General features: G+C 62.0%; 22 protein-coding genes. 12 read left to right on the forward strand and 10 right to left on the reverse strand.

Translation table 11 applies throughout. The annotated features are described in order from the left end of the window. Positions 1–25: 25 nt before the first annotated feature. On the reverse strand, positions 26–901 hold the full coding sequence (locus OCK01_RS15280; RefSeq protein ID WP_263824669.1) for an LOG family protein: 876 nt from the start codon (positions 899–901) through the stop codon (positions 26–28). 86 nt (positions 902–987) lie between these two features. Between OCK01_RS15280 and dapD the strand changes: the two genes are divergently transcribed. The 3 genes from dapD (at position 988) to OCK01_RS15295 (ending at position 3709) form a co-directional block, all read left to right on the forward strand. After that, positions 988–1845 carry a 2,3,4,5-tetrahydropyridine-2,6-dicarboxylate N-succinyltransferase gene (gene dapD, locus OCK01_RS15285; protein ID WP_263824670.1) on the forward strand — a complete coding sequence of 286 codons (858 nt, stop codon included), beginning with the start codon at positions 988–990 and terminating at the stop codon, positions 1843–1845. A gap of 87 nt (positions 1846–1932) precedes the next feature. Beyond that, entirely contained in the window at positions 1933–3126 is a 1194-nt protein-coding gene (dapE, locus tag OCK01_RS15290) for a succinyl-diaminopimelate desuccinylase (RefSeq protein WP_263824671.1), read from the forward strand. Continuing rightward, positions 3113–3709, forward strand: a complete 597-nt coding sequence (locus OCK01_RS15295) for a hypothetical protein (protein WP_263824672.1) — start codon at positions 3113–3115, stop codon at positions 3707–3709. Before dapE ends, OCK01_RS15295 begins: the two co-directional genes overlap by 14 nt. Here OCK01_RS15295 and truA read toward each other — a convergent pair. From truA to OCK01_RS15310, 3 genes are read right to left on the reverse strand one after another with little or no spacing between them, the layout of a single operon-like run. Beyond that, on the reverse strand, positions 3695–4489 hold the full coding sequence (gene truA, locus OCK01_RS15300; RefSeq protein WP_263824673.1) for a tRNA pseudouridine(38-40) synthase TruA: 795 nt from the start codon (positions 4487–4489) through the stop codon (positions 3695–3697). The two genes, OCK01_RS15295 and truA, sit on opposite strands and share 15 nt — an antisense overlap. Further along, the gene (gene fmt, locus OCK01_RS15305; RefSeq protein ID WP_263824674.1) at positions 4489–5424 is read right to left on the reverse strand and encodes a methionyl-tRNA formyltransferase; all 936 of its coding nucleotides are present in this window, start codon (positions 5422–5424) and stop codon (positions 4489–4491) included. The genes truA and fmt overlap by 1 nt, the downstream gene beginning before the upstream one ends. Before the next feature lie 48 nt (positions 5425–5472). Then, on the reverse strand, positions 5473–6528 hold the full coding sequence (locus OCK01_RS15310; protein ID WP_263824675.1) for a helix-turn-helix domain-containing protein: 1056 nt from the start codon (positions 6526–6528) through the stop codon (positions 5473–5475). 142 nt (positions 6529–6670) lie between these two features. Between OCK01_RS15310 and OCK01_RS15315 the strand changes: the two genes are divergently transcribed. After that, positions 6671–7414 carry a hypothetical protein gene (locus tag OCK01_RS15315; protein WP_263824676.1) on the forward strand — a complete coding sequence of 248 codons (744 nt, stop codon included), beginning with the start codon at positions 6671–6673 and terminating at the stop codon, positions 7412–7414. Here the strand turns inward: OCK01_RS15315 and def are convergent, their stop codons facing one another. Together def and OCK01_RS15325 are read right to left on the reverse strand one after the other, a co-directional pair. Then, positions 7415–7927 (reverse strand): peptide deformylase, encoded by a 513-nt coding sequence (gene def / locus OCK01_RS15320; protein WP_182827500.1) that lies wholly within the window; start codon positions 7925–7927, stop codon positions 7415–7417. A gap of 70 nt (positions 7928–7997) precedes the next feature. Next, entirely contained in the window at positions 7998–9509 is a 1512-nt protein-coding gene (locus OCK01_RS15325; RefSeq protein WP_263824677.1) for a globin-coupled sensor protein, read from the reverse strand. A 330-nt stretch (positions 9510–9839) separates the two neighbouring features. Between OCK01_RS15325 and OCK01_RS15330 the strand changes: the two genes are divergently transcribed. The 5 genes from OCK01_RS15330 (at position 9840) to OCK01_RS15350 (ending at position 16176) form a co-directional block, all read left to right on the forward strand. After that, the gene (locus tag OCK01_RS15330) at positions 9840–11048 is read left to right on the forward strand and encodes a DNA recombination protein RmuC (protein ID WP_412179016.1); all 1209 of its coding nucleotides are present in this window, start codon (positions 9840–9842) and stop codon (positions 11046–11048) included. 53 nt (positions 11049–11101) lie between these two features. Then, positions 11102–11998: a ribokinase gene (locus tag OCK01_RS15335; protein ID WP_263824678.1), complete on the forward strand. Its 897-nt coding sequence runs from the start codon at positions 11102–11104 to the stop codon at positions 11996–11998. 190 nt (positions 11999–12188) lie between these two features. Next, positions 12189–14420, forward strand: coding sequence for a methyl-accepting chemotaxis protein (locus OCK01_RS15340; protein ID WP_263824679.1), 2232 nt, complete (start codon positions 12189–12191; stop codon positions 14418–14420). Between the two features lie 727 nt (positions 14421–15147). Next, entirely contained in the window at positions 15148–15576 is a 429-nt protein-coding gene (locus tag OCK01_RS15345; protein WP_263824680.1) for a hypothetical protein, read from the forward strand. Between the two features lie 174 nt (positions 15577–15750). Further along, complete coding sequence (locus OCK01_RS15350) at positions 15751–16176, forward strand: DoxX family protein (RefSeq protein WP_263824681.1); 426 nt, start codon at positions 15751–15753, stop codon at positions 16174–16176. Between the two features lie 76 nt (positions 16177–16252). On the opposite strand, the gene OCK01_RS15355 is transcribed toward OCK01_RS15350, so the two are convergent. Then, positions 16253–17080 (reverse strand): NAD-dependent epimerase/dehydratase family protein, encoded by an 828-nt coding sequence (locus OCK01_RS15355; RefSeq protein ID WP_263824855.1) that lies wholly within the window; start codon positions 17078–17080, stop codon positions 16253–16255. A gap of 132 nt (positions 17081–17212) precedes the next feature. On the opposite strand from OCK01_RS15355, the gene OCK01_RS15360 reads away from it, so the two are divergent. The 3 genes from OCK01_RS15360 to OCK01_RS15370 are packed head-to-tail and all read left to right on the forward strand — an operon-like array spanning position 17213 to position 20319. After that, the gene (locus OCK01_RS15360; protein WP_263824856.1) at positions 17213–18412 is read left to right on the forward strand and encodes an FkbM family methyltransferase; all 1200 of its coding nucleotides are present in this window, start codon (positions 17213–17215) and stop codon (positions 18410–18412) included. Then, positions 18409–19494 carry an FkbM family methyltransferase gene (locus OCK01_RS15365; protein WP_263824682.1) on the forward strand — a complete coding sequence of 362 codons (1086 nt, stop codon included), beginning with the start codon at positions 18409–18411 and terminating at the stop codon, positions 19492–19494. Before OCK01_RS15360 ends, OCK01_RS15365 begins: the two co-directional genes overlap by 4 nt. 12 nt (positions 19495–19506) lie before the next feature. Next, entirely contained in the window at positions 19507–20319 is an 813-nt protein-coding gene (locus tag OCK01_RS15370; protein ID WP_263824683.1) for a cephalosporin hydroxylase family protein, read from the forward strand. Between the two features lie 73 nt (positions 20320–20392). Here OCK01_RS15370 and OCK01_RS15375 read toward each other — a convergent pair whose 3' ends face one another. The 3 genes from OCK01_RS15375 to OCK01_RS15385 all read right to left on the reverse strand — a co-directional run bounded on the left by OCK01_RS15375 (position 20393) and on the right by OCK01_RS15385 (position 24062). After that, a complete protein-coding gene (locus tag OCK01_RS15375) occupies positions 20393–21469 on the reverse strand; it encodes a radical SAM/SPASM domain-containing protein (RefSeq protein ID WP_263824684.1) in 1077 nt (358 codons plus the stop codon). A 97-nt stretch (positions 21470–21566) separates the two neighbouring features. Then, positions 21567–22802, reverse strand: a complete 1236-nt coding sequence (locus OCK01_RS15380; RefSeq protein WP_263824685.1) for a glycosyltransferase — start codon at positions 22800–22802, stop codon at positions 21567–21569. 39 nt (positions 22803–22841) lie between these two features. After that, entirely contained in the window at positions 22842–24062 is a 1221-nt protein-coding gene (locus OCK01_RS15385) for a glycosyltransferase family 2 protein (protein ID WP_263824686.1), read from the reverse strand. Between the last annotated feature and the right edge of the window lie 44 nt (positions 24063–24106).

A 24106-nucleotide genomic window follows, 5' to 3' on the forward strand; every position in this document is an offset into this window, starting at 1 on the left:
AAGCCATGACCTCGCGGCGTCTCCGTCAGGAGGCGCCGTTTTCCTTTTCATAGAAACGCTTGATGATGGCGCAGGCTTCTTCGGCGGTGTTGACGAAGCTGATCAACTCGACATCCTCGGGGGCGATCGTTCCGAATTCGGCCAGCGCGTCGAAATCGACGACCCTGCGCCAGAACTGCTCGCCGAACAGGATCAGCGGCACTTTCGCCATGCGCCCGGTCTGCATCAGCGTGATCGTCTCGAACAATTCGTCCAGCGTGCCGAAGCCGCCCGGAAACACCGTCACCGCCTTGGCGCGCATCAGGAAATGCATCTTGCGAATGGCGAAATAGTGGAAGTTGAAGCTGAGCTCCGGCGTGACGTAAGGGTTCGGCGCCTGTTCATGCGGCAGCACGATGTTGAGCCCGATCGACGGCGCGCCGACATCGTCAGCGCCGCGATTGCCCGCTTCCATCACGCCCGGGCCGCCGCCGGTGACCACGACATATTCCTTGTAGTCATGGCCTGCGGACCATTCCGAGCACAGGCGGGCGAATTTGCGCGCTTCTTCGTAGAAAACCGAGGCTGCCTCGAGATTGGCTTTCTGTCCGGCGTTCTTGGCCGCCCAAGCCTTCTGGCCGGGGGCGGGAATGCGAGCGCCGCCGAACATGACCACCGTCGAGCGGATGCCATATTCGGTCAGCATCATCTCGACCTTGAGCAATTCGAGCTGCAGCCGCACCGGACGCAACTCCTCGCGGCAGAGAAAATCATTGTCCGCGAAAGCGAGGCGATAGGCTGGCGACAGGGATTGCGGCGTTCCCGGAATGCGCTCGGCGCGCTTGAGGTCGCTGCGGCTGCTCCGCAGAGGGTCCCATACGCCGTCCTTGCGCCTGAGTTCGTCGGTTTTCCCCTTTGCCATGCCTATTTCCATCCGCTATAGAGCCGCGACCGGCCCAGTTTTTCGTTATTCTGGCAGGATAATCCTTCAAAGCTTAAGGAATTCCCATGACCGTCCATGACCTCGCCTCGCTCGAAAAGACCATCGACGCCGCCTTCGACAACCGCGATTCCGTTTCGACCTCGACCAAGGGCGAGATCCGCGACGCCGTCGAAACCGCGCTGAACCTGCTCGACGCCGGCAAGGCGCGCGTGGCGACCCGCGGCGAGGACGGCTCCTGGACCGTGCATCAGTGGCTCAAAAAGGCGGTTCTGCTCTCCTTCCGCCTCAACGCCATGGAAATCATCAAGGGCGGCCCGGGCGATTCCACCTGGTGGGACAAGGTGCCGTCGAAATTCGACGGCTGGAGCGCCAACGAATTCGAGAAGGCAGGGTTCCGCGCCGTGCCGAACGCCGTCGTCCGCCGTTCGGCCTATATCGCCCCCAACGCCATCCTGATGCCGTCCTTCGTCAATCTCGGCGCCTATGTCGGCGAAGGCACGATGGTCGACACCTGGGCCACCGTCGGCTCCTGCGCCCAGATCGGCAAGCATGTGCATCTGTCGGGCGGCGTCGGCATCGGCGGCGTGCTGGAGCCGATGCAGGCCGGCCCGACCATCATCGAGGACAATTGCTTCATCGGCGCCCGCTCTGAAGTCGTCGAAGGCTGCATCGTGCGCGAAGGCTCGGTGCTGGGCATGGGCGTGTTCATCGGCAAGTCGACCAAGATCGTCGACCGCGCCACCGGCGAAGTCACCTATGGCGAAGTGCCGCCCTACTCCGTCGTCGTCGCCGGCTCGATGGGCAGCGGCAATCTGATGCCGAACGGCGTTGTTGCTCCGAACCTCTATTGCGCCGTCATCGTCAAGCGCGTCGACGCCCAGACCCGCTCCAAGACGGGCATCAACGAATTGCTGCGCGACTGAGGCGCAGCGACGCCACGCGGCGCGCTGCCTGGCGCGCCGTTTTTTCCCCGTGACAGAGCCGCATTCATCGGCTAACGCTGGACCATCATGCCTGTCACCGATCCGATTGATAATCTTCAAAAGCTCATTCGCTGCCCCTCCGTGACGCCCGACGAGGGCGGCGCGCTGGCGCTGCTCGATACGCTCCTCACGCCGCTCGGCTTCAAGGTCGAACGGATGACGATGAGCGAGGCCGGAACGCCCGATATCGACAATCTCTATGCGCGATTGGGCGACGGAGGTCCGCATCTGATGTTTGCCGGCCACACGGACGTGGTGCCGGTGGGCGACGAAGCCGCCTGGAGCCACCCGCCCTTCGGCGCCGAAATCCATGACGGCGTGATGTTCGGCCGTGGCGCGGTCGACATGAAGGGCGGCGTCGCCTGCTTTGCCGCCGCTGTCGCCCGCCATATCGAAAAGCATGGCGCGCCCAGGGGCTCGATTTCTTTCCTGATTACCGGCGACGAGGAAGGTCCCGCCGTCAACGGTACGGTGAAATTGTTGGAATGGGCGCATGCCAAGGGCGAGCGTTGGGACGCATGCCTGGTGGGAGAACCCACCAATCCGGACAATCTCGGCGACATGATCAAGATAGGCCGCCGCGGCTCGGTCTCCGGCTCGGTCACGGTGCATGGCGTGCAGGGCCATGTCGCCTATCCGCATCTGGCGGAAAATCCGGTTCGCGCCGCACTCGCCATGGCGACGGAACTGATGGAAGCGCCCTTCGATCACGGCACCGATGATTTCCAGCCGTCCAACATGGAAGTGACGACGATTGACGCCGGCAACAAGGCGACCAATGTCATTCCCGCCAAGGTCAGTTTCGCCTTCAACATCCGCTTCAACGACGCCTGGACCGCCGACACGGTCAAGGCGGAAATCATCCGGCGGCTGGATCAGGGCGCAGCATCATTGGCGCTGCGGCCAGGCCGCGAACCCGCCCGCTATGAACTCGTCTGGGCGGAGCGACCGAGCCATGTGTTCCTGACCCGCGACGAGCGGCTGATCGGCACGCTGTCGCGCGCGATCGAGCGGCATACGGGGACCACGCCCAAACTGTCGACCACGGGCGGCACGTCGGACGCCCGCTTCATCAAGGATTACTGCCCGGTGGTCGAGTTCGGCCTGGTCGGCCAGACCATGCATATGGTCGACGAGCGCGTGAGCGTGTCGGAACTCGAAGCGCTGACGCGGATCTATGAAACGTTCATCGCCGACTGGTTCAGAGATGCCGGGGCGTGAGGAAGTCTTCTATTATCTGAATGGCCTGTGGCTGCTGATCCGCGGCCGCAGCGAGGGCTTTCAGTGGCTCGACCTGAGCGACCGCGGGTTCTGGCGGTCATGGTGGGCGATTTTCTATTGCCTGCCGCCCATTCTCCTCGATCTCTGGGGAACGCGGGCCGTCTATCTACAGGGCATGCCGGAAAACACCCATCTCGGCAATGGTTTCTGGTCGGGCCTGCTGTTTCTCGACCTTCTGTCCTGGACCGCGCCCTACGCCATTCTCTACGCCGCCATGAGCGCCGCAGGCTATGCCTCGCGCTTTCGCCCTGCTGTCATTCTGCTCAATTGGCTGAGCGTCCCGGTGCAATGGATGTTGATGGCCATTTCCGCATCAATGGTCGTTGCGCCTGAGAATATCGACGTACAAGCCTCGATCGCGCTCGTTCTCTACCTCGTCTCCGGCTATGCGCATGTCATGGTCATGCTGCAGCTGACCGAACGCAAGGCGCTGCCGGCCACGGCTTTCGTCATCGCCATCACGGCAGGTTCGATGCTCACCCAATATTACGCCATCGACGCGCTCGGCCTATCCTTCGGCTGACTCGTCGTCATCGAGCGTCAGAAGCGTCGACAGGTCGCCGTAATCCACCTGCATGAAAAACAGACCATGCGGCGGCGCGACCGGTCCGCAGCGGGCGCGATCACGCGCGAGCAGCGCCTCGCGAATGTCGAGCGCGCTCCATTTCCCCTCACCCGCCATCTTCAATGTGCCGGCGAAGGAGCGGATTTGATTGTGCAGGAAGCTCTGCGCCGAGGCGCGGATTTCGACATAGTCGCCGTTGCGCGTGACATCGACCCGCTCGATCGTGCGGCGCGGGTTCTTCGCCTGGCAATGCGACGAGCGGAAGGTGGTGAAATCGTGATGGCCGACGAATTCCTGCGCCGCCTCATGCATGCGCTCCGCATCGAGCGGCTTCTTCACATGCCAGGCGCGCTCGGCGTCGATGGCCGACGGCGCCATGCGGTTGATGATGCGATAGAGATAATGGCGTTTTGTGGCGGAGAAACGAGCGTCGAAGGTGGTCGGGACCTGCTCGGCCGAGAGAATGGCGACCCGCTCCTCCTCCATGGCGAGATGGGCGTTGACGGCATTGGCCACGGTCGCCGCCTTCCAGTCGCGGCTGAGATCGACATGACAGACCTGTCCGAAAGCGTGCACGCCGGAATCGGTGCGGCCGGCGGCGCGCAAACTCACCTCTTCACCGGTCATCGCGAAGATGGCCTTTTCGATGGCGCCCTGCACCGATTTGCCGTTGTCCTGGCGCTGCCAGCCGACATAGGGCACGCCGTCATATTCGACGATCATCTTGTAACGCGGCATCAGCCGATCCTCGCGCCTGGGACGATGGGAAGCCCGCGCAGGAAATCGCCCGCGTCGAGCGGCTTGCCGCCCGCCTTCTGCAGCCTCAACAGGCGCACCGCGCCTTCATTGCAAGCGATGGTGAGGCGGTCGTCGAGCGCCGTTCCCGGCTCCCCCGCCCCCGAAACGCGCTCGGACGCCAGCACCTTGACCCGTTCGGTCCTGCCGCCGAAATCGGCTTCGAACCAAGCGCCCGGGAAAGGCGCCAGGCCGCGAATGTGGTTGTGCACATCGGCTGCGGGCTTGGAAAAGTCGATGCGCGTCTCGTCCTTGCTGATCTTGGCGGCGTAGAGCACGCCGTCTTCGGACTGCGGCGTCAGCGTCAGCGTTCCCGCCTCGAGCGCAGCCATCGCCTCGACCATCAGGCCTGCGCCGATCTCCGACAAGGCGTCATGCAGTTCACCGGCGGTCATTGTCTCGGAGATAGCGATCTCGCGGGTCATCGCCACCGGGCCGGTGTCGAGCCCCTTGTCCATCTTCATCACCATCATCCCGGTCTTTGCATCTCCGGCCATGATGGCGCGCTGGATGGGCGCGGCGCCACGCCAGCGCGGCAGAAGCGAGGCATGGCCGTTGTAGCAGCCGAGCCGCGTTCCCTCGAGGATCGACACAGGCAGCAGCAAGCCATAGGCGACGACGACGGCGACATCGGCGCCGAGCGCCTTGAACGCCTCGACATCCTCGGCGGCCTTGAAATTCACCGGCGTGCGCACCGGGATACCCAGTTCATCCGCCGCCTTGTGGACCGGCGACGGCGTCAGCTCCAGCCCGCGGCGACCGGCAGGCCGCGGCGGCTGCGAATAGACGGCGACGATCTCGTGACCTGCGCTCTGCAGCGCTTTGAGGACGGGCGCGGAAAAATCGGGCGTTCCCATGAAAATGATTCTGAGCGGCATGGCGGATCTCCGGCTGATCGCCCCTTCAAGCCTCTTGAGCGGAGAAGATCAAGCCCCTTGGCTCCCGACCGCGCGTCGCCAGTCGCTCGGGCTCTGGCCCGAGACGCGCAAAAATTCGCGATTGAAGTTGGATTTGGTCATGAACCCGGCCTCGAGCGCGATCTGCACGACGCTCTCCTCTGTGTCGCGCAACAGTCGCTGGGCCTCCTTTACACGGAAGCCGTTCACATATTGCGAGACGGACACGCCATGGCAGCGATTGACGGCGCGAGAAACGGCGCGGGTGGTTTTGCCGAGCTTGCGCGCGAGCCTGACGAGATTGAGTTCCATATCGCGATAGAGCGCGTTTTTCTCCATCAGCGCGTCGAGCGCGGCGGCGATGGCCCGGTCTTCCTCGTTGGCCGCCGAGGAAGAGGAAGGCGTTTCGCCGCGCTCTCCCTCTCCGCCGGCATCGTCGTCTTCCGGCTTGTCCATCCGCGCCGGATCGACAAGCGCGGCCGCGGTCGACAAGACGATCAGACTGACCGTCGTTCCAAACGAGATGATCGCCCCCGAATACCGGCCGGCGAACACAGCGAGATCGAGACTGATCAGCATGTCGGACAACGCCGAGGCGATCAGCGTCGCCCCCGTGATCTGCAGCGCCCGATAGGACGTGACGACGCCGTCGAGACGCGACGAGATCAGCCGGTCCGGCCCGCCGCGACTCATCGCCAGCAGCAGCACGCCATAGGCGAGGAAATCGAGAATGATCACCGCGCCGACCCAATCCCGCGACATCAACAGCAGACCGGAAACCAATACCGGCCAGAGCGCATGCGGCCAGTCCGCGAGACCCGGCCGCGCCGCTCCCCCCGTCAATCCGCGAAAAGCAAGGAAAGCCGCAGGCGGCAACAGACTCGCCATCGCCGCCATGAAGGGCTGCAGCGCCGTCGCGCCATATCCCCAACGCGCGCCCACCAGAATGGACTGGAAGGCAAACAGCGTCATCAATGCGACGAAGGCGAATGCGTCATCGCCCCGCTCACGCGCGGTCCGCGCATAGCGAACCGCAAAGACCGCAAGGAACAAGGCGACGACAAAGGGAAGCGGCAGCAGAATCATCGGCAGTCCATCGGCAAATACAGAAGTGCGATGCTTCTGTCCTTAATCGCGATCCTGCGCGACCTCAAACGCGTTTCAGGTCGCCGTTTCCAGCTGCATCGTCATTCTCGTTTCCATTCTTCATCGCAACAGGAGGCGCAGCATGCGCAAGAAAACTCTCTTCCTTGGACTGGCCGCGAGCGTCGCGGCAATCATCGCCCTCGACGCCGCCGTGTCGCTCTGGACGTCGGAAGCCCGGGCCTCAGATCCCGTCGATCTCTCGAGCGTCAACCGCGTCGAAGTTCGCGGCGCCGCAAGCCGCGTGACGGTGAACACGGACGCGGCCGCTCCGTTCGAAGCCAAACTCTTGGGAATCCGAAGCGGCTGGGGCGCTCTCTGGCGTTCGAGCTGGTTCGACGACGGTTGCGCCATGACGGGCTCCATGCGCGTCGAACGCGGTTCGCTGATCGTCGACACCGGCGATGCGCCCTTTGACTTCGATTGGGACGATTGCCGGCTGGAGCTCGAGGCCAATCTCAGAGCGGACGCCGCCGTGCTGATCGACCAGCGCGCCTCGGCGATCAAGCTCGCCGGCGACTTCTCGGTGCTGGATATCAAGTCTGATGCCGGAGATGTCGATGTCGAAGGGCATGCCGATGCGATCTCACTGTCCGGCGCGGCGCTCAGGGCCCGGATCGCCTTCGACGAGGTGCGGAAATCAGAAACCATCCGGCTGATGGGCAAGATGATGGATGCGACGCTGATCTTTCCGGCCGGTACGGCCATCAGCTATGTGGTGCAGTCAGTCGCATCCTATATCGACAGCGCGCTGCCCAACACGCCGGGAGCGAAACCGGAGATCCAGATCCGCGGCGACATGGTCAGGACCACGATCCGCGAGCAATGATCAGGCGCGGAGCTTGGCGGCCTTGGTGAATTTCTTGATCACCATCTCGCGCTTCAGGCGCGAGATATGGTCGATGAAGAGCACGCCGTTCAGGTGGTCGATCTCATGCTGCAGGCAGGTGGCCAACAGGCCTTCGGCCTCGATTTCCTGCGCCTTGCCGTCGAGATCCACGTAGCGAACGCGGATGGTCGCGGGACGTTCGACCTCGGCGTAGTAATCCGGGATCGACAGGCAGCCTTCTTCATAGCTGGACCTGGCGTCGCTCGACGACAGGATTTCAGGATTGATGAAGACCTGCGGCTTCTTTTCCTCGCCCTCTTTGTGAAGGTCGATCACCACGACACGCTTGGGAACGCCGATCTGGATGGCGGCCAACCCGATGCCGGGCGCGTCATACATCGTCTCCAGCATGTCGGCGGCGAGCGTCCGCACCTCCGGCGTCACGTCTTCGAACAGGGCCGAAGTCTGGCGGAGTATCGGGTCGGGCAAAATAATGAGCGGCTTGATCGTCATTTCGCCTCCATAATACAGCCGCCCGGCTTGCGCAACAGGCCGGGCGCTTCCCTTCGGCACGAAGTGAACGTCAGGCGGCCTGACGTGCGGCGCTCGTCACTCGCTTCGCGTCGCGGGTCGGTTCGCCGGTCTTGAATTCGTCGAGAACGCCGTTGAGCCGCTCGACTTCGGCGGCGAGCGCGCGCACTTCGCCCGAGCTTTTCTCCACCATGCCGGCATTCTGCTGGGTGATCGTATCGAGGCTGCTGATCGCGGCGGATACTTCCTTGAGGCCGGACGACTGTTCGTCCGCGGCGGACGCGATATCGGAAATGATCCTCGTCAGTTCGACGATGCGCGTCGTGATGTCGCCGAGCGACTCGCCGGAGCGATTGACCAGGGAAACGCCTGTTTGCACCTGGTTCGAACTTTCGGCGATGATCCCCTTGATCTCCTTGGCGGCGTTGGCCGAGCGCTGCGCCAACTCCCGGACTTCCTGGGCGACGACGGCGAAACCGCGACCCGCCTCGCCCGCCCGCGCGGCTTCGACGCCGGCGTTGAGCGCGAGCAGATTGGTCTGGAAGGCGATCTCGTCGATGACGGTGATGATCTTGGAGATCTCCGTCGAGGATTTTTCGAGCGCGCTCATGGCCGCGACGGCTTCGAGCACGGTCGCGCCCGAGGTCTTGACCACGCCGAGCGTTTCCTGCGCCACGCTGGACGCCGTACGAGCGCCGGTCGCAGTCGAGGTGACGTTTTCCGACAGTTCATGGAGCGCGGCGGAACTCTGTTCTATGCTGGCGGCCTGCTGCTCCGTCCGGCCGGAAAGGTCGTTGGTCGCCTTGGCGATTTCCTGCGCGCCGTCGAGTATCTGTTGAGCCGCGATGCGGACGTTTTCCATCGACTGCCGGAGCGCTTCCACGGCGTTGTTGTAATTGCCGGCCATGGCGCCGAATTTTTCCGGCATCTCGCTGGCGAAACGCGTCTGGAGATCGCCGGCGGAAAGCATTTCCAGCATCCGCCCCAGCTTGCTCATCGCATCGGTCTGCTCCGCCTCGGCGGCGGCTCTCTCGCGTTCGGCCCGTTCGCGCTGCGACGCCAGTTCATCGAGATAGACGCTGATGGCGTAATCCATGTCGAGCAACGCCGCCTTGACGATCACGGAAATGTCTTCGGCGACAGACTTGTTCTTGGACTTCGAGAAAAAGCCGCTCTGCTTCCTGGCCACAACGCCATGGATCAATTGTTCCAGCACCAGCGCATAGCCGGCGATATAGAGCCGGGGCTCGAGGCCGATCCGGGCATGCGTCTTGCCGATCGCGGTCACCCCATTGACATAGGCGTCATCCAGCGCGCCGGATGTGATGATGGCCCAATGCTTCGCCTGAGCGCTCTTCGCGCCGCTGATATGGGACTCGTTCTTGAAGAACCGGGCGGTTTCGGGATTGGCGCGCACCTTGGCGTAGAACATGTCTAGGGCGGGGCCGATGAGTTCGGACACCAGCGGACTGAGCTTCTGCAACTCCTTCTGCGCCGCAGCATCCACCCCCAGAAAATCCAGTCTTTGGCGAAGCGCGGTCGTGTGTTGAGACGAAGAAGTCATGATGCGGAATTCCCACGGATTGAGTTGTATGTCGGCAGCCCGTTAGCTTTTGAGGGTAGGCCCGATTGGTTAATCGCATATTAGCTATGTCTTATTAGTTTTCTTAAAAAAACCCGGAGAAACCCCTAGCCATGTCGCGAATATCGAACATGTCCTGGAGAGTAGCCGGCGTTTCTGCGGCAATCTTGATCAAGATCAAAACAATGTCGCGTCGCCTTTCGGGTGATCTTTGCTTTCCATATTTGGTTTACGAAAGTTTAAGCTGATGCCTCCATAAGCGTGTTCCCGTTTTGATCTGGATTGAATCCGCGAATCTGCTAGGATTGCTCCATGAACGCATTCCTGACGACGCCTGGTATCGGGCTGGACATGATCACGCCGACCCACGCCGTTCTCGCCGTCGGCGCCGCCATTGCCATATTGTGGCTTCTGCTGCTCCGATCGAGACGCCAGAGGCTGGAGGCGGAAGAGCTCGCGGACGCGCTCGAGGCGAAGGCGGAGGACGACGCGCTCAGGCTCAACCAGATCCTCAAGGCGCAGACGGAAATGCAGGGCCGTATCGCGGCGATGACCGAAATGTTCGGCGCGCGCCAGGCGGAGTTCAACCAGACGGTCAATCAGCGGCTCGACGGCATGACGCAGCGGATCGGCGCCACGATTACCGAACAGACCCGCGCCACGCATGAAAACCTCCGCCGCCTTCAGGAACGGCTGGCGGTGATCGACACCGCCCAGACCAACATCCAGACGCTGGCGAAGGACATCGTTTCGCTACAGTCGATCCTTTCGAATAAGCAGACGCGCGGAGCCTTCGGTCAGGGACGCATGGAGGCGATCATCGCCGATGCGCTTCCACAAGGCGCCTATCGCTTTCAGGCCACGCTTTCGAACGGCGCGCGTCCCGATTGCCTGATCCGCATGCCGAACGGACAGCCGTCGCTGGTGATCGACGCCAAATTTCCACTCGAAGCCTGGAATGCGATGCGCGAGGGTGGTCCAGAACGGGTCAAGGCGGCGGCCCAGCAATTTCGCCGCGACATGGAAGTCCATATCCGCGACATCGCCTCGAAATATCTGTTGGCCGGCGAGACGCAGGACACGGCCTTCATGTTCGTGCCGTCCGAATCCATCTTCGCGGATCTGCACGAGCGGTTCGAAGCCGTGGCGCAGACCGCTCATCGCAGCCGGGTCGTCATCGTCTCTCCGTCCCTCCTGCTCCTGTCGATCCAGTTGATCCAGTCGATGCTGAAGGACCAGCGCATGCGCGAACAGGCGCATGTGATCCAGGCCGAGGTCATCAGACTGATGGAGGATGTCGGTCGCCTCGACGATCGGGTGCGCAAGCTGCAGGGGCATTTCCTTGCGGCTCAGAAGGACGTCGACATGGTGATCGCGGCCACCGACAAAGTATCGCGACGCGGGCAGAAAATCGAAGCGATGGAGTTCGACGCGCCGGAGACGCCGGTCGAGCCTCCGGCGCAGAAGGCGGCCGAGAGCAAGACCGGCCTTCTCAAGCTGAGGCTGGTTGACGAGGACTGAGCGGCGGGCGACAAAGGCGCATCAAGAAAAACAAGCGACCTGCGGGAAGAACCATGATCACAGTCCTCGGCTCCATCAATATGGACCTCATCGCCAATGTGCCGCGCCTGCCGAAGCCCGGCGAGACGGTGACCGGCGACCGCTTCACGACCGCGCCGGGCGGCAAGGGCGCCAATCAGGCGCTGGCGGCTCGGCGCGCCGGCGCACAGGTGGCGATGGCCGGCGCTTGCGGCGAGGATGAATTCGCCGGCCCCGCCCTCACTTATCTCCGGTATGACGGCGTCGACCTGGCGCGCATCAAGAGCGCCGCCACCGCGACCGGCGTCGCGCTGATCTTCGTCGGCGGCGATGGCGAAAACGTCATCTCCATCATTGCCGGGGCCAACGGAACGGTCGGCGTGGAGGACGCCGAAGCGGCTGTCGGGTCGATGAAACGTGGCGACATCCTGATGTTGCAGCTGGAAATTCCGGCGGCGACCATCGAGGCCGCGCTTGCCGCCGCCCGCGCCCGCGGGGTCCGCACGCTGCTGAATATCGCTCCCTTCACAGAGGACGCGTCCCGGCTCGCGGCGATGGCGGACTACGTGATCGCCAATGAAACCGAATTCGAACTGCTTGTCGGCCGTCCCGACCTTTCGGCGACGCAGCGCAAGGAGGCCATGGAAGCCCGCCACAAGCAGTTCCAGCAAACGCTCATCGTCACTCTCGGCGCGGACGGCGTCGCGGCCATGCACAAGGGGGCCTATCTGACGGCGGCCGGCCTCGACATCGACCCTATCGACACGGTCGGCGCCGGCGACACTTTCTGCGGCTATTTCGCGGCCGGGCTGGATGCCGGCCTCAATTTCGAATCATGCCTGCGTCAGGCGGCCGTCGCCGGGTCGCTGGCCTGCACCAAGCCCGGCGCCCAGCCTTCCATCCCCTTCATAGCCGAGCTGCGCAATATTTGAGCAGCAATATCAATATTTCCGCATTTCGGCCGGGAGAGCGATGCTTTTCCGGCCATTTTATATGACAGGTTTATGAAATCTAATATGGTCGCGGCAAAATTTAGCGAATTGGAAACAAGTTGCGACTGATCATGGCGCAGTTGTCGAAGACAGGGTGTCCACCCCGTCGTCTCCCGAGGTTAGACCGCCAATGACGTCCTTTGCGCCGAAATCACTCGCCATGAAGCTCCTGCTCGTCACCGGAGCGACGATCGCAGCCTTGCTGATCGCATCGAATTTCTTCCTGATTTCCCAGACCCGTGATCGCGTGCAGTCGCTGATCCAGAACCAGGCGGAGACCGAAGCAAAATCCATCGCCTCGCTCATCGCCGGGCAGACCAGCGAACTCGCGAGCGCCGCCCGCACCATGACCGGGGTCATCGGCCGCGCGCATCAGGACAAATCGCTCGACCGCAAAGGCGTGATCGCCATTCTCCAGGCCAATCTCGAACAGCACCCCATGGCCTTCGGCAGTTGGTTCGCCGAAGAACCAAAGGCCTTCGACGGCCGCAAGGACGAAGTGAAGAACCAGAAGGATCTCGGCGCCAATGAGGAGGGGATCTTCACGCCCTACTGGTCCAAGGGCAAGACGGGCGAAGCCTTCTATTCGACGTTCCGCGCCGATTATCCGGCGGAATGGTATGCGGTCTCGGCAAAAACCCTCAAGGGTTCGATCACCAAACCCTATCGCGCCGAAGGCACCGAAGTCCCGACCCTGATGAGCTCGATCTCCTATCCGGTGCTTTCCAACGGCAAGCTGATCGGCGTCGGCGGCGTGGACATCTCGCTACGCATGCTAGCGGACTCGCTTTCGGCGCTGAAGCCGTTCGGCACCGGTCGCGTGATGCTCGTGTCTCAGGACGGCAAATGGCTCGTCGCGCCGCAGCCGGAGCAAATGATGAAGGCCTATGACGGCGCCGCGCCCGAGGTGGTGGCGTCCGCGATGCAGTCCGGCAAGCTGGCCGAAATCGACGATCTCGACGGCGCCGACGGCGAGAGCTTCAACCGCCTGGTCTATCCTTTCGAGCTTCCGGGACTCGGCGTCAGTTGGGTGCTGCTGATCGACGTTCCGCAATCGGCGCTGGCCGGCCCGGTGCGCGACCAGACGATCATGATGGTCGCCGGCGGCGTCGCCCTGCTGCTCGCGGTCCTGGGCGGTCTCTACTACGCCGTCCGCGCCTTCGTTCAACGTCCGATCCGTGGCATCATCGCCGATGTCGTCAGGCTCGAAAAGGGCGACTATGCGCATGCGGTCTCCGGCCAGCAGCATACCGATGAAACCGGGGATGTAGCGCGCGCGCTGGAAGGCTTCCGCCACAAGCTAGCCCGCTCTCAGGAGGTCGAGCGCGAATCCGAAGCGCATCGCCAGGCGAGCGAGACCGAACGCTCGAGGACCGAGCATGAACGCACTGAAAACGCCCGCGTTCAGACCCTCGTGGTGACGGAAGTCGGCAAGGCGCTCGAAAAACTGTCGAGCGGCGACCTGACCTGCCGGATCGACGGAGCCTTCCCCGGGGAATATCAGAGCCTACGCGACAACTTCAACTCCGCCGTGGAGAGCCTCGAGCAGACGGTGCAGATGGTCAACGCCGCAGTCGGCGCGATCAACGGCGGCACGACCGAAATTTCCAACAGCGCCAACGATTTGTCGCGTCGCACCGAACAGCAGGCGGCGCAGTTGGAGGAAACCGCGGCCGCACTCAACGAACTGACCGAACAGGTGCAATCGAGCGCCGAAAACGCCCGAAACGCCGCGAGCGCGGTGCAGAAGGCCTCGAACGACGCCGAGCATTCCAGCAAGATCGTCCAGAGCGCGATCGGGGCTATGCACGGCATCGAGCAGTCGTCGGGCCAGATCTCCAACATCATCGGCGTCATCGACGAAATCGCCTTCCAGACCAATCTGCTCGCCTTGAACGCCGGCGTGGAAGCCGCCCGAGCCGGAGAGGCCGGCAAGGGCTTTGCGGTCGTGGCGCAGGAAGTGCGCGAACTCGCCCAGCGTTCTGCGACCGCCGCCAAGGAAATCAAGACGCTGATCAGCGCCTCCGAAGCGCAGGTTCATGACGGGGTCAATCTGGTGGCGCAGACCGGCGAAACGTTGCAGGCGATCGCGCAGCAGGTTTTGCAGATCAATGGCTTGATCAAGATGATTTCGGTCTCCGCCAGCGAGCAGGCGACGGGCCTCAAGGAGATGAACTCCGCCATGCACCAGATGGACCAGGTAACGCAGCAAAACGCCGCCATGGTCGAAGAAACGACGGCGGCCTCGATGACGCTCAGCGAGGAAGCCGAGAGCTTGAAGAACCTGGTCGCCCGCTTCCGCACCTCCGGCTCCGCCGGCGCAAACACACTGCAGGCGGTCGCGCGCCGCATGCGGGCCTGACGGGCCGCAAGTGTTTCGCGACGTCGGCGAAAGACCTGCCTTTCGCCGACGTCGACAGGTTGAGAATGGATCACCGTCGAACTCGGATGCAGGCGATCATGTTGACAGAAGGAGCGACGAAACCCAACCATGCGCGAAAGATGTCGGATGCCTCTCATTTAGACTTGATGAAAAACTCACCATCAATATATCGGCGATGCTGCCTCACTAATGAAGACAAGTAAAAGCGATCTGCCAAAAAACTTGGAATCGTCTAATTTTTTGGTCTTCGTCGTTTGAGTGGAGCATTTAGAAACTGAATATTCATTAGGCGCTTCGAAGCAAATTTGGATTATTTCTCGATTTTTTCTTATTTTTATCTGTGAGGCGTATTGAATTTGTTTATATATCATGGAATTATGATTTCGAACTTTAGCAAAGATTGGGACGACCGGTAGTTTTTCCCGAGTAAACATGACCGAACCCTATTTCAAAGCGACGATTAGGGTGTTATTCATGGCTTGTGCGGATGCTAAAACAACTTATAAAAGAGCACCGAATCATCATGATGCGCGGCGCCGGGCATATTGTGACAATGTAGGTTTCCGGCCTATACGTATCTGGTTTGTGGTGACTTAATCGTAGACATAGGCGCGCCCTCGTATTTTGAATTGGTCGATGCGACCGAGGGTACGCGGTTTGTGGTGTTCAACCCATATGTTGAATCATTGATCGGGCAGGAATCGACGTGTTCAGGATTTCGAAATCGACAAGCTTTCTTCGTCAATCCCTCGTAGCCGATCTCGGCGACAGCGATGCCCACGACATCGATCGGTTCTGCTCGACGGAAGCCTGGGTTGGCGATCTGGCGAACGGTTTATTCCAGATCGGCCGGGTGAGTGGTTATTTCCACGGACTCGAGCAAGGTGAATGCGGGCTTCTGACGTTGCTGCGCTGCTACGAGCCGAATGATCGCGTCCATATTCTCGAACTGCTGGAAGACGCGTCGTCTTCCCCGTCGTCCTTCTGTTTCTCGACCTATATCATCTGCGGTCCGGAAGAACGACAACCGGTCATGTGCGTCGGGGAATCGATGGGTTTCGGCGATACGGTCCACGGCGCCATGCGCGGCGTGTTCATTTTTCCGCGGATCATTCCTGCTCAAGGGTCTCATTGAGCGCCGCAGGCGCAGCGGCTCTTCTCATCTGGGGTCGTTGCTCTTCCGGAGCGATCGCGTCGTTTCGGATTCCAATTGGACTGTTCACAATATAGAGACAAAACGTCTTCAGTCTTGGATATATCTTAAACAATTAAGACGTGGTTTAGTCCCTCCATCGAAATGGAGAGTCCAATGACCAACAACATCCTCATTCTCATCGCGCGTATCCTTCTGTCCTTCATGTTCATCATGGCCGGCTTCGGCAAGTTGATGGATCCCGGTCAGACAGCCGGCATGATCGCCGGAGCCGGCATGCCGGCCGCCACAGCGCTGGCCTATCTCGCCGGTCTGTTCGAACTCGTGGCCGGTCTCGCCGTGCTCGTCGGCTTCCAGACCAAGATTGCCGGCTTCGCTCTGGCCGTCTTCTGCGTGTTCACGGGCGCCGTGTTTCACAGCGGCACGATCGCCGTTCCCGGCTGGCCGGAAGCCGCGCTCGGCTGGCTGAACGCGCTGAACTCGATCATGCTGATGAAGAATATCACGCTTGCCGGCGGCTATATCCTGCTCGCCGTGGCTGGCCCCGGCGCCTATTCGGTCGACGCCCGTCGCGCCGGCTGAGCACGCCCGACAGCTTCAGAACACGCGGCGGGGGGGACAACCTCCGCCGCTTCTCATTTGTCCGCCGGTGCACGGTTCAACGTTCGGCGACGTTGCAAACCCCGGCAACCGCCTGCGGATCGCGCGGATGCACCTGCGCGGCGCCGAAGCTTAGCAGGTGTCGCGCGCCGTAGAGATCGGCGATCCGCTCTGCCGCGTCCCGCAAAGTCACCGGCTCGCCGGAGCAGACATTGACGACGCCCGTCTGGCCGGTGTCGATCAATCCCGCCACGTCGGCTCCGGCGATCTCGACATCCAGGAAGTCGCGAATCTTGTCGCCTGCCGACAGGATCATCTGCTCGCCGGCCCCGAGCCTGCGATGCAGGCTCGGGAAGAGGCGCGCCGGATGCTCCCCCTCCCCGTACAAATAGAACAAGCGCGCCCAGGCGAAATCCACGCCCGCCGCCGCAAACCGACGACGCGCGGCAAGATAGAGGGCGAGTTTCGCCGCAGCATAAACGGTGACTGGACCGAGCGGAGATGTTTCGGTGATCGCGGCGTTGGGCAGCCGATATTCGAAACAGGTGCCGACCCCGATGAACCGCTGCACGCCGGCGCGACAGACCGCATCGGCGAGCCTAAGGCTGCCTCGCAGGCAACGGATATTTTCCGCAGAATCGAGATACAGGCCGGGCTCGACATACCAGGCGGCATGGATCACGGCGTCGACACCTTCGAGCCGCGACAGCCACCAATCCTCGTTCTCGTCGAAGAGATCGAGGGTCGGCACGATCTCGATCCGCCCCACGAGGTCACTGGGGTTCACGCGCCCCGGTCGGGCCGTCATCCGTACGGCGTGACCGCGGGCCAGGAGCGACTTGACGATCTGGCGCCCCACAAAGCCGGTCCCACCTGTCACAAGCACCGTTTTCAAGCAATCCTCCGGTTCCATTCTCGAAATGGCGATATCAGTCCGATGAATAGCTCCGTGCAAGGATGGTGGGAATATGGTGGGCGTCGTTAACCAGAGATTCGTAGGATGCCGCAGCTATTGGATATGACAGGCAGCGCCCGGATGCGGCATGGCGCGCGCGCGTTTTCCACCCTGCCCGGCGTCGTCCGATCGGTGGGTCTTCTCGAAGAGATCGCCAATGGATCGCCTTACGTCGCGCCCATTCGCGACGATCTTCGCATCGGCCTGTACGGGGCCGGCGATTTCGGCCGCATGGCGCTGGACGTGCTGACGGCGCTGTGGATCAAACCCGCCTTCCTCATCGACCGAAATCCCGACGCCGCTCGCCGCAATCCCGTCTTTGACGGCATTCCCATCTACGCCCCGGAGGAGACGCCGGACGCGCTGAAGGACCAGGCGCAGATCCTCGTGACGGTGGCGACGGCGGCTTATGCGCCGATCGAGAGCGCCCTTTACGACCATGGCTTTCAGCATGTCGCCCCGTTCTACGATTTCTCCGAACGCTATCGTCACATTCATCCCCTGTCCAACGGCTGGCGGTTCGAAACACTGGCGGCGCATGATCAGGCAATGATCGTCCATGTCCTGCAGGGTCTCGAAGACGACGTATCGCGCGCCCACCACCTGCAGTTTCTCGCCTGGCGCAGACTGCGCCAGGAGTGGACCTTCGACGGCGCGCCCATCGATCCATCCAATCGCTATTTCATTCCGGAGGTGGAGACGCTTCTTGGACCTGGCGAGCGCTTCGTGGATGCCGGCGCGTATCGCGGGAATGTCTCAATGGATTTTGCGCGACGGCGGCCCGATTGGGATAGCATTGCCGCGATTGAGCCGGATCCGCTCAATCGCGCCGAAATGGAGCAAGGCTTTGCAGCCGCATTTCCGAATATCAAAAAGCAGCCGATCAACCTCGACTGCGCGCTCGGCGCGGCCAATGGAGAAGCCGCCTTCCATCATGGCCTCGGTTACGCCTCGCAGCTTTCGGTCACAGGCGGGTTGCTGGCGCAACTCCGTGCGCTGGATGACCTCGATCTCGCGCCGAGCTTCCTGAAGCTCCACCTCGAAGGCGGCGAACTCGACGCCCTCAAGGGCGCCAGCCAAACACTGGCCAAACACCGCCCGATCATCGCAGCCACCATCTATCACAACGACGACGGCGTCTGGCGCACGCCGCTCTACCTGATGCAGACGCTTAAGAATTATCGCTTTCTCCTTCGGCTGCACGCCTGGTGCGGCACGGGCGCGGTGCTCTACGCCCTGCCTCGCGAAAGGTCAGAGGCATGACGCCCGATTTCGACAGGCTGGCCGACTGGGCGGCGCAGGTGCGGCAGTCCACGCCGGACAGCGTGCTGACGGGCGCAAGGCCTGCGGCGCTCTATGGCTACGGTTTTCTCGGGCGCTTCGCCCACAAGGACCTTCAAAGCCGGGGCGTCACGCTCCAATGCGCCTATGACGGCAAGCCGGATCTCGATGGACAGATCGTCGACGGGTTGGAAATTCGCGCGCCCGCGCATCTCGCCACCGACGAACCGGCCTTCGTCTTCATCAGCGCGCGGCATGCGGTACGCGAAGTCTCGGCCAAGCTCGCCGCGTTCGGCATCCCGCATGTTTCAGTCGACGCCCATTATGTTGCGCACGATATAGACGCCTACAAGCAGATTCACGACGACTGGCTGGACGACGACCGATCCCGAGAAACGCTGCGGGCCGTGATGGCGACCATGCTGACGGGCGACAAGGCGCATGTCGCAGCCCAGTTCGAGCGCGACCAGTATTTCTGCCTGCCGCAGTTCTGCGGGTCGGAAAAGGAAATCTATGTCGACGCCGGCGCCTATGTCGGCGACAGTCTCGAACGCTTTCTCTGGAGCCAGAACGGCGTCTTTCATCGCGCCCTGTGTTTCGAACCGGGCATGCGCCAGTTCCGCGCGCTCGCCAATCGCCGCCGCAGACTGCTCAGCGAATGGGCGCTCGACGAGGATCAGATTACCGTCATTCCCGCAGCGCTCGGCGAGAGTGACGAAACCGGATCGGCGGCGAGCAGCAGCGGCGACATGACCAGCCTGGCGCTGTCGAACACCGGCGAGCACCCGTTCAAGATCCTGTCTCTCGACGCGCATCTCGCCGGCGAGCGGGTGAGCCTGATCAAGGCGGATGTCGAGGGCATGGAAATGCCGCTGCTCAAGGGCGCGGCCGAGACCATCCGCCGTCACAGGCCCAAACTCGCCATCTGCGTCTATCACTACCCCTCGGATATTCCGGTCATCAGCCGGGCCATCAAATCGCTCGTTCCCGACTATCGTTTCGCGCTGCGGCATCACTCGCCGCAGTTCATGGAAACGGTGCTCTACGCCTGGGTCGAGACCTGAAAGGAAGCCGTCATGGATCCCGTCGAACATTTCCGCCAACTGGTCGCCAACAATATCCGCAAGATCGGCGAAGACAGAGATTTTCTCGGCCTGTCCAATATTTGGGTGCGGGAATCGATCCGGCATGGCTATGCGCAGAATTTCACCTGGCTCGGACGTCCCGTCATCCAGGTGCCGCAGGACCTCTACGCGATCCAGGAACTGATCTGGGCCTGCCGACCCGACCTGATCATCGAGACCGGCATCGCCCATGGCGGCTCGCTGGTGACCTCGGCTTCGATGCTGGCGCTCATGGATTATTGCGACGCCGTCGTCGAAGGTAAGGTGCTCGACCCCAAGGCGAGCCGCCGCAAGGTGATCGGCGTCGACATCGACATCCGCGCCCATAACCGTTCCGCGATCGACGCTCATCCGATGCGCCACAAGATCCTCCTGATCGAGGGCTCGTCGGTCTCCCCGGAGGTGATGGCCCAGATCGAACAGCATGCCCAAGGCTATGAGCGGATCATGGTCTTCCTCGATTCCAACCATACGCATGAGCATGTGCTTGAGGAACTGGAGCTTTACGCGCCCTATGTCAGCAAGGGCTCCTATTGCGTGGTGTGGGACACCGGCGTCGAAGACCTGCCGGAAGGCTTCACCGCCGACCGCCCTTGGGGCAAGGGCGACAATCCCAAGACCGCCGTCTGGGAATATCGCAAGCGCCTCGAAAGCGAGGGCCGCAAGGGCCGCGACGGCCAGCCGCTGAACCTCGACATCGACCTGACGATCGAACACAAGATCGCCATCACCGCGTCGCCGGATGGGTTCCTCAAGCGGGTATGAGACAAGCCACGCTTGGCAATGAGAAAAGCCGGGTCGAACGCCCGGCTTTTTCACGTCATAGTGATATGTGGAGCTATTCCGCCGCCTGCGCAGCGCTCGGGGGCACGATCGCCGCATCCAGCTGCCGCCTGATATCGGCGGGCAGTTGCGAGACGTCGACGGCGGTGCGGTTGCCGCAGCCGGCGCAGAGCTTGATGTCGTTGCAGCCGCCGTTCAGATGCTTGCGGCGGATCTCGTAAAGAGCAACCGAATCGACGACCTCGAGGATCGAACCGCCCAGATGCGCCTTGGCGGGCGCTAATTCTTCCATCAGATGTCCCACGGTCAGGCCGTTGAACACGTCCGAGCAGCAGGCCGAAACCTTGCCGTTGTGCATGACATAGAGAAGGTAGAAGGGGATTTCGCAAGGGGCGGCCATGCCGTCCTTGCCGTCCAGCATGCCCTTGCCGACATCGACCAGCGGCTGTTGCTTGAGATGCACGACATTGGACTTTCGGGCGGCTTCCGCGAATTCATCGAACACAGAATCCGAATCCGCCTGGGTGATGCCGTAGGAATTGTCCTCCTCGGCGGCGAAATATTTGATGTAGAGTTCGGTCCTGCCTTCGGCTTCGACGACCGGAATAACGGCGCGGAGATTGGCGAGCACCCGTTCGGCGTAGTCGCCGACTTTCACCGTATTGTATTTGTCGCGGTCCAGCGTATCGACGCTGATATGGATCTCATCCAAACCGGCGGCGATCAGTTCCCGCGCCTTGGCCTCGTTGAGCAGAATGCCGTTGGTGATGACCCGGGTCTTGAGCGCGAAGCCTTCTGACTTCACCCTGGCGATCATCGCGCCGATCTTCTTGTTGAGTAGCGGCTCGCCATTGCCGTGAAACTGGATCATCGCCAGCGGCCCGCGCTCGGCGACATACACGCGGAGATCGGCCAGGATCTTTTCCCAGGTCTCTTCCTTCATCACGCCGGCGTGCTCGCGGAATTTCGGCGCGCGGCCGGAATGGGCGTCGCAGAAGGTGCATTTGAGATTGCAGGCCGAGGCAGCCTCGATGACCAGCGTCAGGATCTTGCGATCGAGCAGGGCGGCGGTCAGATTGCGCGCCCGGATCGCCATGAATTGCGGATCCTTGGCTTGCTGGAATGTCAGCATGTCGAACGTTCCTTCTCCGCCTCGGTGACAGCCCGTCTTTCGGCTGCGTTAACTATAGGTCCGCAAATGCAAACAAAGCTTTTATGCCGGACCCTGATCATGCGCGCTTTTTCGCCTTTTCGTCGACCACGAACTGGAAGTCGGCGACGATCTCTCCGACCGGTAGAAGCGCCGACGAGACGAAGCGATAATAATCCTCGCATGTGCGGCAATGGGGGTTGTCGGCGTTGACGACGAGCAATCTGTCGGGCGTCAACCCGGAAAAGGGAGGCAGCTTGCCCGGCCGTTCGGGATAGACCGGCTTGAATTGCCGCAGATATTTACCACCCTTCCATTTGGAGAAGGCGGTGCGGTAGCGGGCGACGGTGATCTCGAAATCCTCGGCCGAGGCGGCGGCCGCGCACTGGTTCATGCAGGCCTGGACGAAATTGTCCTCGAAGCCGGAAAAGGCGACGCCATGGCGCTTGGAGAACCAGTGATGCACCATGCCGATGCAGGCCATCAGACCGAAACGACTCTTGAAAGGATAGTCCTTGAAGCAGTCCATCTGGTCAAGCGGCGCATCGAGCTCCTTGTCGAACAACGCCTGCTTCGCTTCCTGATCCTTGAGGCTCTTGATGCCCGCGGTGTTGGACATCGGGCAGACGCCGAGCACCGACAGCGGCCGGGCGCAATGGACGAAGCCTTTGCCGTTGGCGATGATCTTGTAGATGCTCTCATAGTCGACCACGGGAAATTCGAAGAAGGCGCCGCCATAGCGGGCCTTGATGCGATCGATGAGTTTGCGCGAAACCGCGCCATGGTAGATCGAAAATCCGGAGACGATGATATTGCTCGCCTGGCGGAAGCGATAGGCGCGATCCTTGATGAGGTCATGCGAGACGTCATGCACCGCCGTCAGCGTCTGGATGATCTGTCCGGAGGCGGGTTTTTCGCCGTCTGGCCAGGTGTAGAAGAGTTTCGCCCAGTCGATGGCTTCGACGCCCGGCCGCTCCGCCTCGATCTTGAGAATGACGCCGGCCGCGTCCGGATCGGCGTAATCGTCGTCGCCGATGAAGGTCACCCAACGCCCCGTCGAGGCCTCCATGGCGACATTCCAGTTTTCCAGCATCGAGCGGGTCTTCTCCCCGCTCGTCACATAGCGAATGCGCGGGTCGTCGCGCCGCGCCTGCATGAAGTCGTCCATGATTTGGGGCTGGTCGGAATTGTCGACGAAGACGAATTCCACATCGCTTCGATCCGATCGCAGCAACGCCTCGATCGTCTGCTTGAAATAGGGCTGACGGTTGCGGGACGGCACGCAAATGGACAGGACGGGCTTTGGGGCCGGCATGGGAGAACTCCGTGATCGCCGGAGACTAGCCGTTTTGGCTTAAGCGAAACTGGCTGTCGGCGGAGAGCGGTCCGCCGGCTCGAAAAGAAATGTCAGCCTGTCGAGCGGCTCGACGATCTGTCGGGTGAATTGCAACGCTTGGGCCGGCGTGTCGGCTACTGTTTCGTCGATATAAAGCGTTCGGCCGCGCAAGCCAGTCAAGGCCTGAGCCTGTTTGCGGCTGCGATAGCACGGTCGGAATTCAGCAAGCCACCGTCCGTCTTCGAACGCAGCGAGCGCCGAGCGGCAGGCCGCCGCCTGCTGGTCGAAGCCGTCTCGACCGTCGCCGTTTTCACAGTCGCGGACCAGGGCCTTTACGAAGTTTTCCTGCCATCCCTCATAGGCGACCCCATATTTCTGCTTGAACCAGTGCTGGACGCCGAGGATGCAGCCGGCGACGCCGAGATGGGGGCCGAAGGGAAAATCCTTCGTCCGATCGCTCGTCTCTTCGCCGACGCCATGCTCCGCGATCATGGCCCGATAATTGGCTTGCGACCTGGTGAAATCACCGGCGGCGGCGGAATTGCTTTCCGCGGAGACGCCCGCCACCGAAAAGGGCCGCTCGACATAGAGAAAGCGCGTCGCATCGACGGCGAGCTTGCAGGACCATTCGTAATCGACCACGGCATGTTCGAACAGGCGGCCATAGCGCCCGGCGATCCTTTCGGCCAGATCGCGCCTGACGGCGCCGTGATAGATGGAATAGGCGCTCGACGGAACATGACTCGCGCCGCGCCAGCCGAAAAGCCTGTCGAAAAACTGGGCGCGCGGGGTCTCGGCGGCGCGGTTGCCGAGCTGCAGCGCCATATTGCCGGGGATGCGGCGACTGTCCGGCCAGGCAAAGGACAGCCGGTTCCAACCGATGCAATCGACATCGGTCGCTCGCGCTTCGATCGCGTCGAGGCAACCGACCATGTCGAGATCGAAAAAATCGTCGTCGCCGATGACGACGATCCAGTCGCCCCGGCAGGCGGCGACGGCGCGGGTCCAGTTGTCAGGCATGGACAGCGCTCGGTCTGTCGGCGGCAGATAGATGAGACGAGGATCGTCGATGGTCTGAGCCAAGGCAGCCAGCGACAGGGCCGCGTCAGAATTGTCGGCGACAATGATCTCCACGTCCCCTCGGGGATTGCCGAGGAGATCGACGAGCGTGCGTTGCGCGCAAGCCGGGCGGTTGCGCGTGGGAATGCAGAGCGACAGTCGCGGCCTGCGATCAGGCATGAGCCCGGCGCGGACCCTTCTTGGGAGCCTCGACTGCGATGTCG

The sequence above is a fragment of the Rhizobium sp. TRM95796 genome (assembly GCF_025779995.1).
GTDB lineage: Bacteria > Pseudomonadota > Alphaproteobacteria > Rhizobiales > Rhizobiaceae > Rhizobium_E.

What these genes read in the sequence shown, in the direction of transcription:
- OCK01_RS15280 (WP_263824669.1), bottom strand. Translation starts at nt 901, where the DNA reads ATGGCAAAGGGGAAAACCGACGAACTCAGGCGCAAGGACGGCGTATGG.
- dapD (WP_263824670.1), top strand. Translation starts at nt 988, where the DNA reads ATGACCGTCCATGACCTCGCCTCGCTCGAAAAGACCATCGACGCCGCC.
- dapE (WP_263824671.1), top strand. Translation starts at nt 1,933, where the DNA reads ATGCCTGTCACCGATCCGATTGATAATCTTCAAAAGCTCATTCGCTGC.
- OCK01_RS15295 (WP_263824672.1), top strand. Translation starts at nt 3,113, where the DNA reads ATGCCGGGGCGTGAGGAAGTCTTCTATTATCTGAATGGCCTGTGGCTG.
- truA (WP_263824673.1), bottom strand. Translation starts at nt 4,489, where the DNA reads ATGCCGCGTTACAAGATGATCGTCGAATATGACGGCGTGCCCTATGTC.
- fmt (WP_263824674.1), bottom strand. Translation starts at nt 5,424, where the DNA reads ATGCCGCTCAGAATCATTTTCATGGGAACGCCCGATTTTTCCGCGCCC.
- OCK01_RS15310 (WP_263824675.1), bottom strand. Translation starts at nt 6,528, where the DNA reads ATGATTCTGCTGCCGCTTCCCTTTGTCGTCGCCTTGTTCCTTGCGGTC.
- OCK01_RS15315 (WP_263824676.1), top strand. Translation starts at nt 6,671, where the DNA reads ATGCGCAAGAAAACTCTCTTCCTTGGACTGGCCGCGAGCGTCGCGGCA.
- def (WP_182827500.1), bottom strand. Translation starts at nt 7,927, where the DNA reads ATGACGATCAAGCCGCTCATTATTTTGCCCGACCCGATACTCCGCCAG.
- OCK01_RS15325 (WP_263824677.1), bottom strand. Translation starts at nt 9,509, where the DNA reads ATGACTTCTTCGTCTCAACACACGACCGCGCTTCGCCAAAGACTGGAT.
- OCK01_RS15330 (WP_412179016.1), top strand. Translation starts at nt 9,840, where the DNA reads ATGAACGCATTCCTGACGACGCCTGGTATCGGGCTGGACATGATCACG.
- OCK01_RS15335 (WP_263824678.1), top strand. Translation starts at nt 11,102, where the DNA reads ATGATCACAGTCCTCGGCTCCATCAATATGGACCTCATCGCCAATGTG.
- OCK01_RS15340 (WP_263824679.1), top strand. Translation starts at nt 12,189, where the DNA reads ATGACGTCCTTTGCGCCGAAATCACTCGCCATGAAGCTCCTGCTCGTC.
- OCK01_RS15350 (WP_263824681.1), top strand. Translation starts at nt 15,751, where the DNA reads ATGACCAACAACATCCTCATTCTCATCGCGCGTATCCTTCTGTCCTTC.
- OCK01_RS15360 (WP_263824856.1), top strand. Translation starts at nt 17,213, where the DNA reads ATGACAGGCAGCGCCCGGATGCGGCATGGCGCGCGCGCGTTTTCCACC.
- OCK01_RS15365 (WP_263824682.1), top strand. Translation starts at nt 18,409, where the DNA reads ATGACGCCCGATTTCGACAGGCTGGCCGACTGGGCGGCGCAGGTGCGG.
- OCK01_RS15370 (WP_263824683.1), top strand. Translation starts at nt 19,507, where the DNA reads ATGGATCCCGTCGAACATTTCCGCCAACTGGTCGCCAACAATATCCGC.
- OCK01_RS15375 (WP_263824684.1), bottom strand. Translation starts at nt 21,469, where the DNA reads ATGCTGACATTCCAGCAAGCCAAGGATCCGCAATTCATGGCGATCCGG.
- OCK01_RS15380 (WP_263824685.1), bottom strand. Translation starts at nt 22,802, where the DNA reads ATGCCGGCCCCAAAGCCCGTCCTGTCCATTTGCGTGCCGTCCCGCAAC.
- OCK01_RS15385 (WP_263824686.1), bottom strand. Translation starts at nt 24,062, where the DNA reads ATGCCTGATCGCAGGCCGCGACTGTCGCTCTGCATTCCCACGCGCAAC.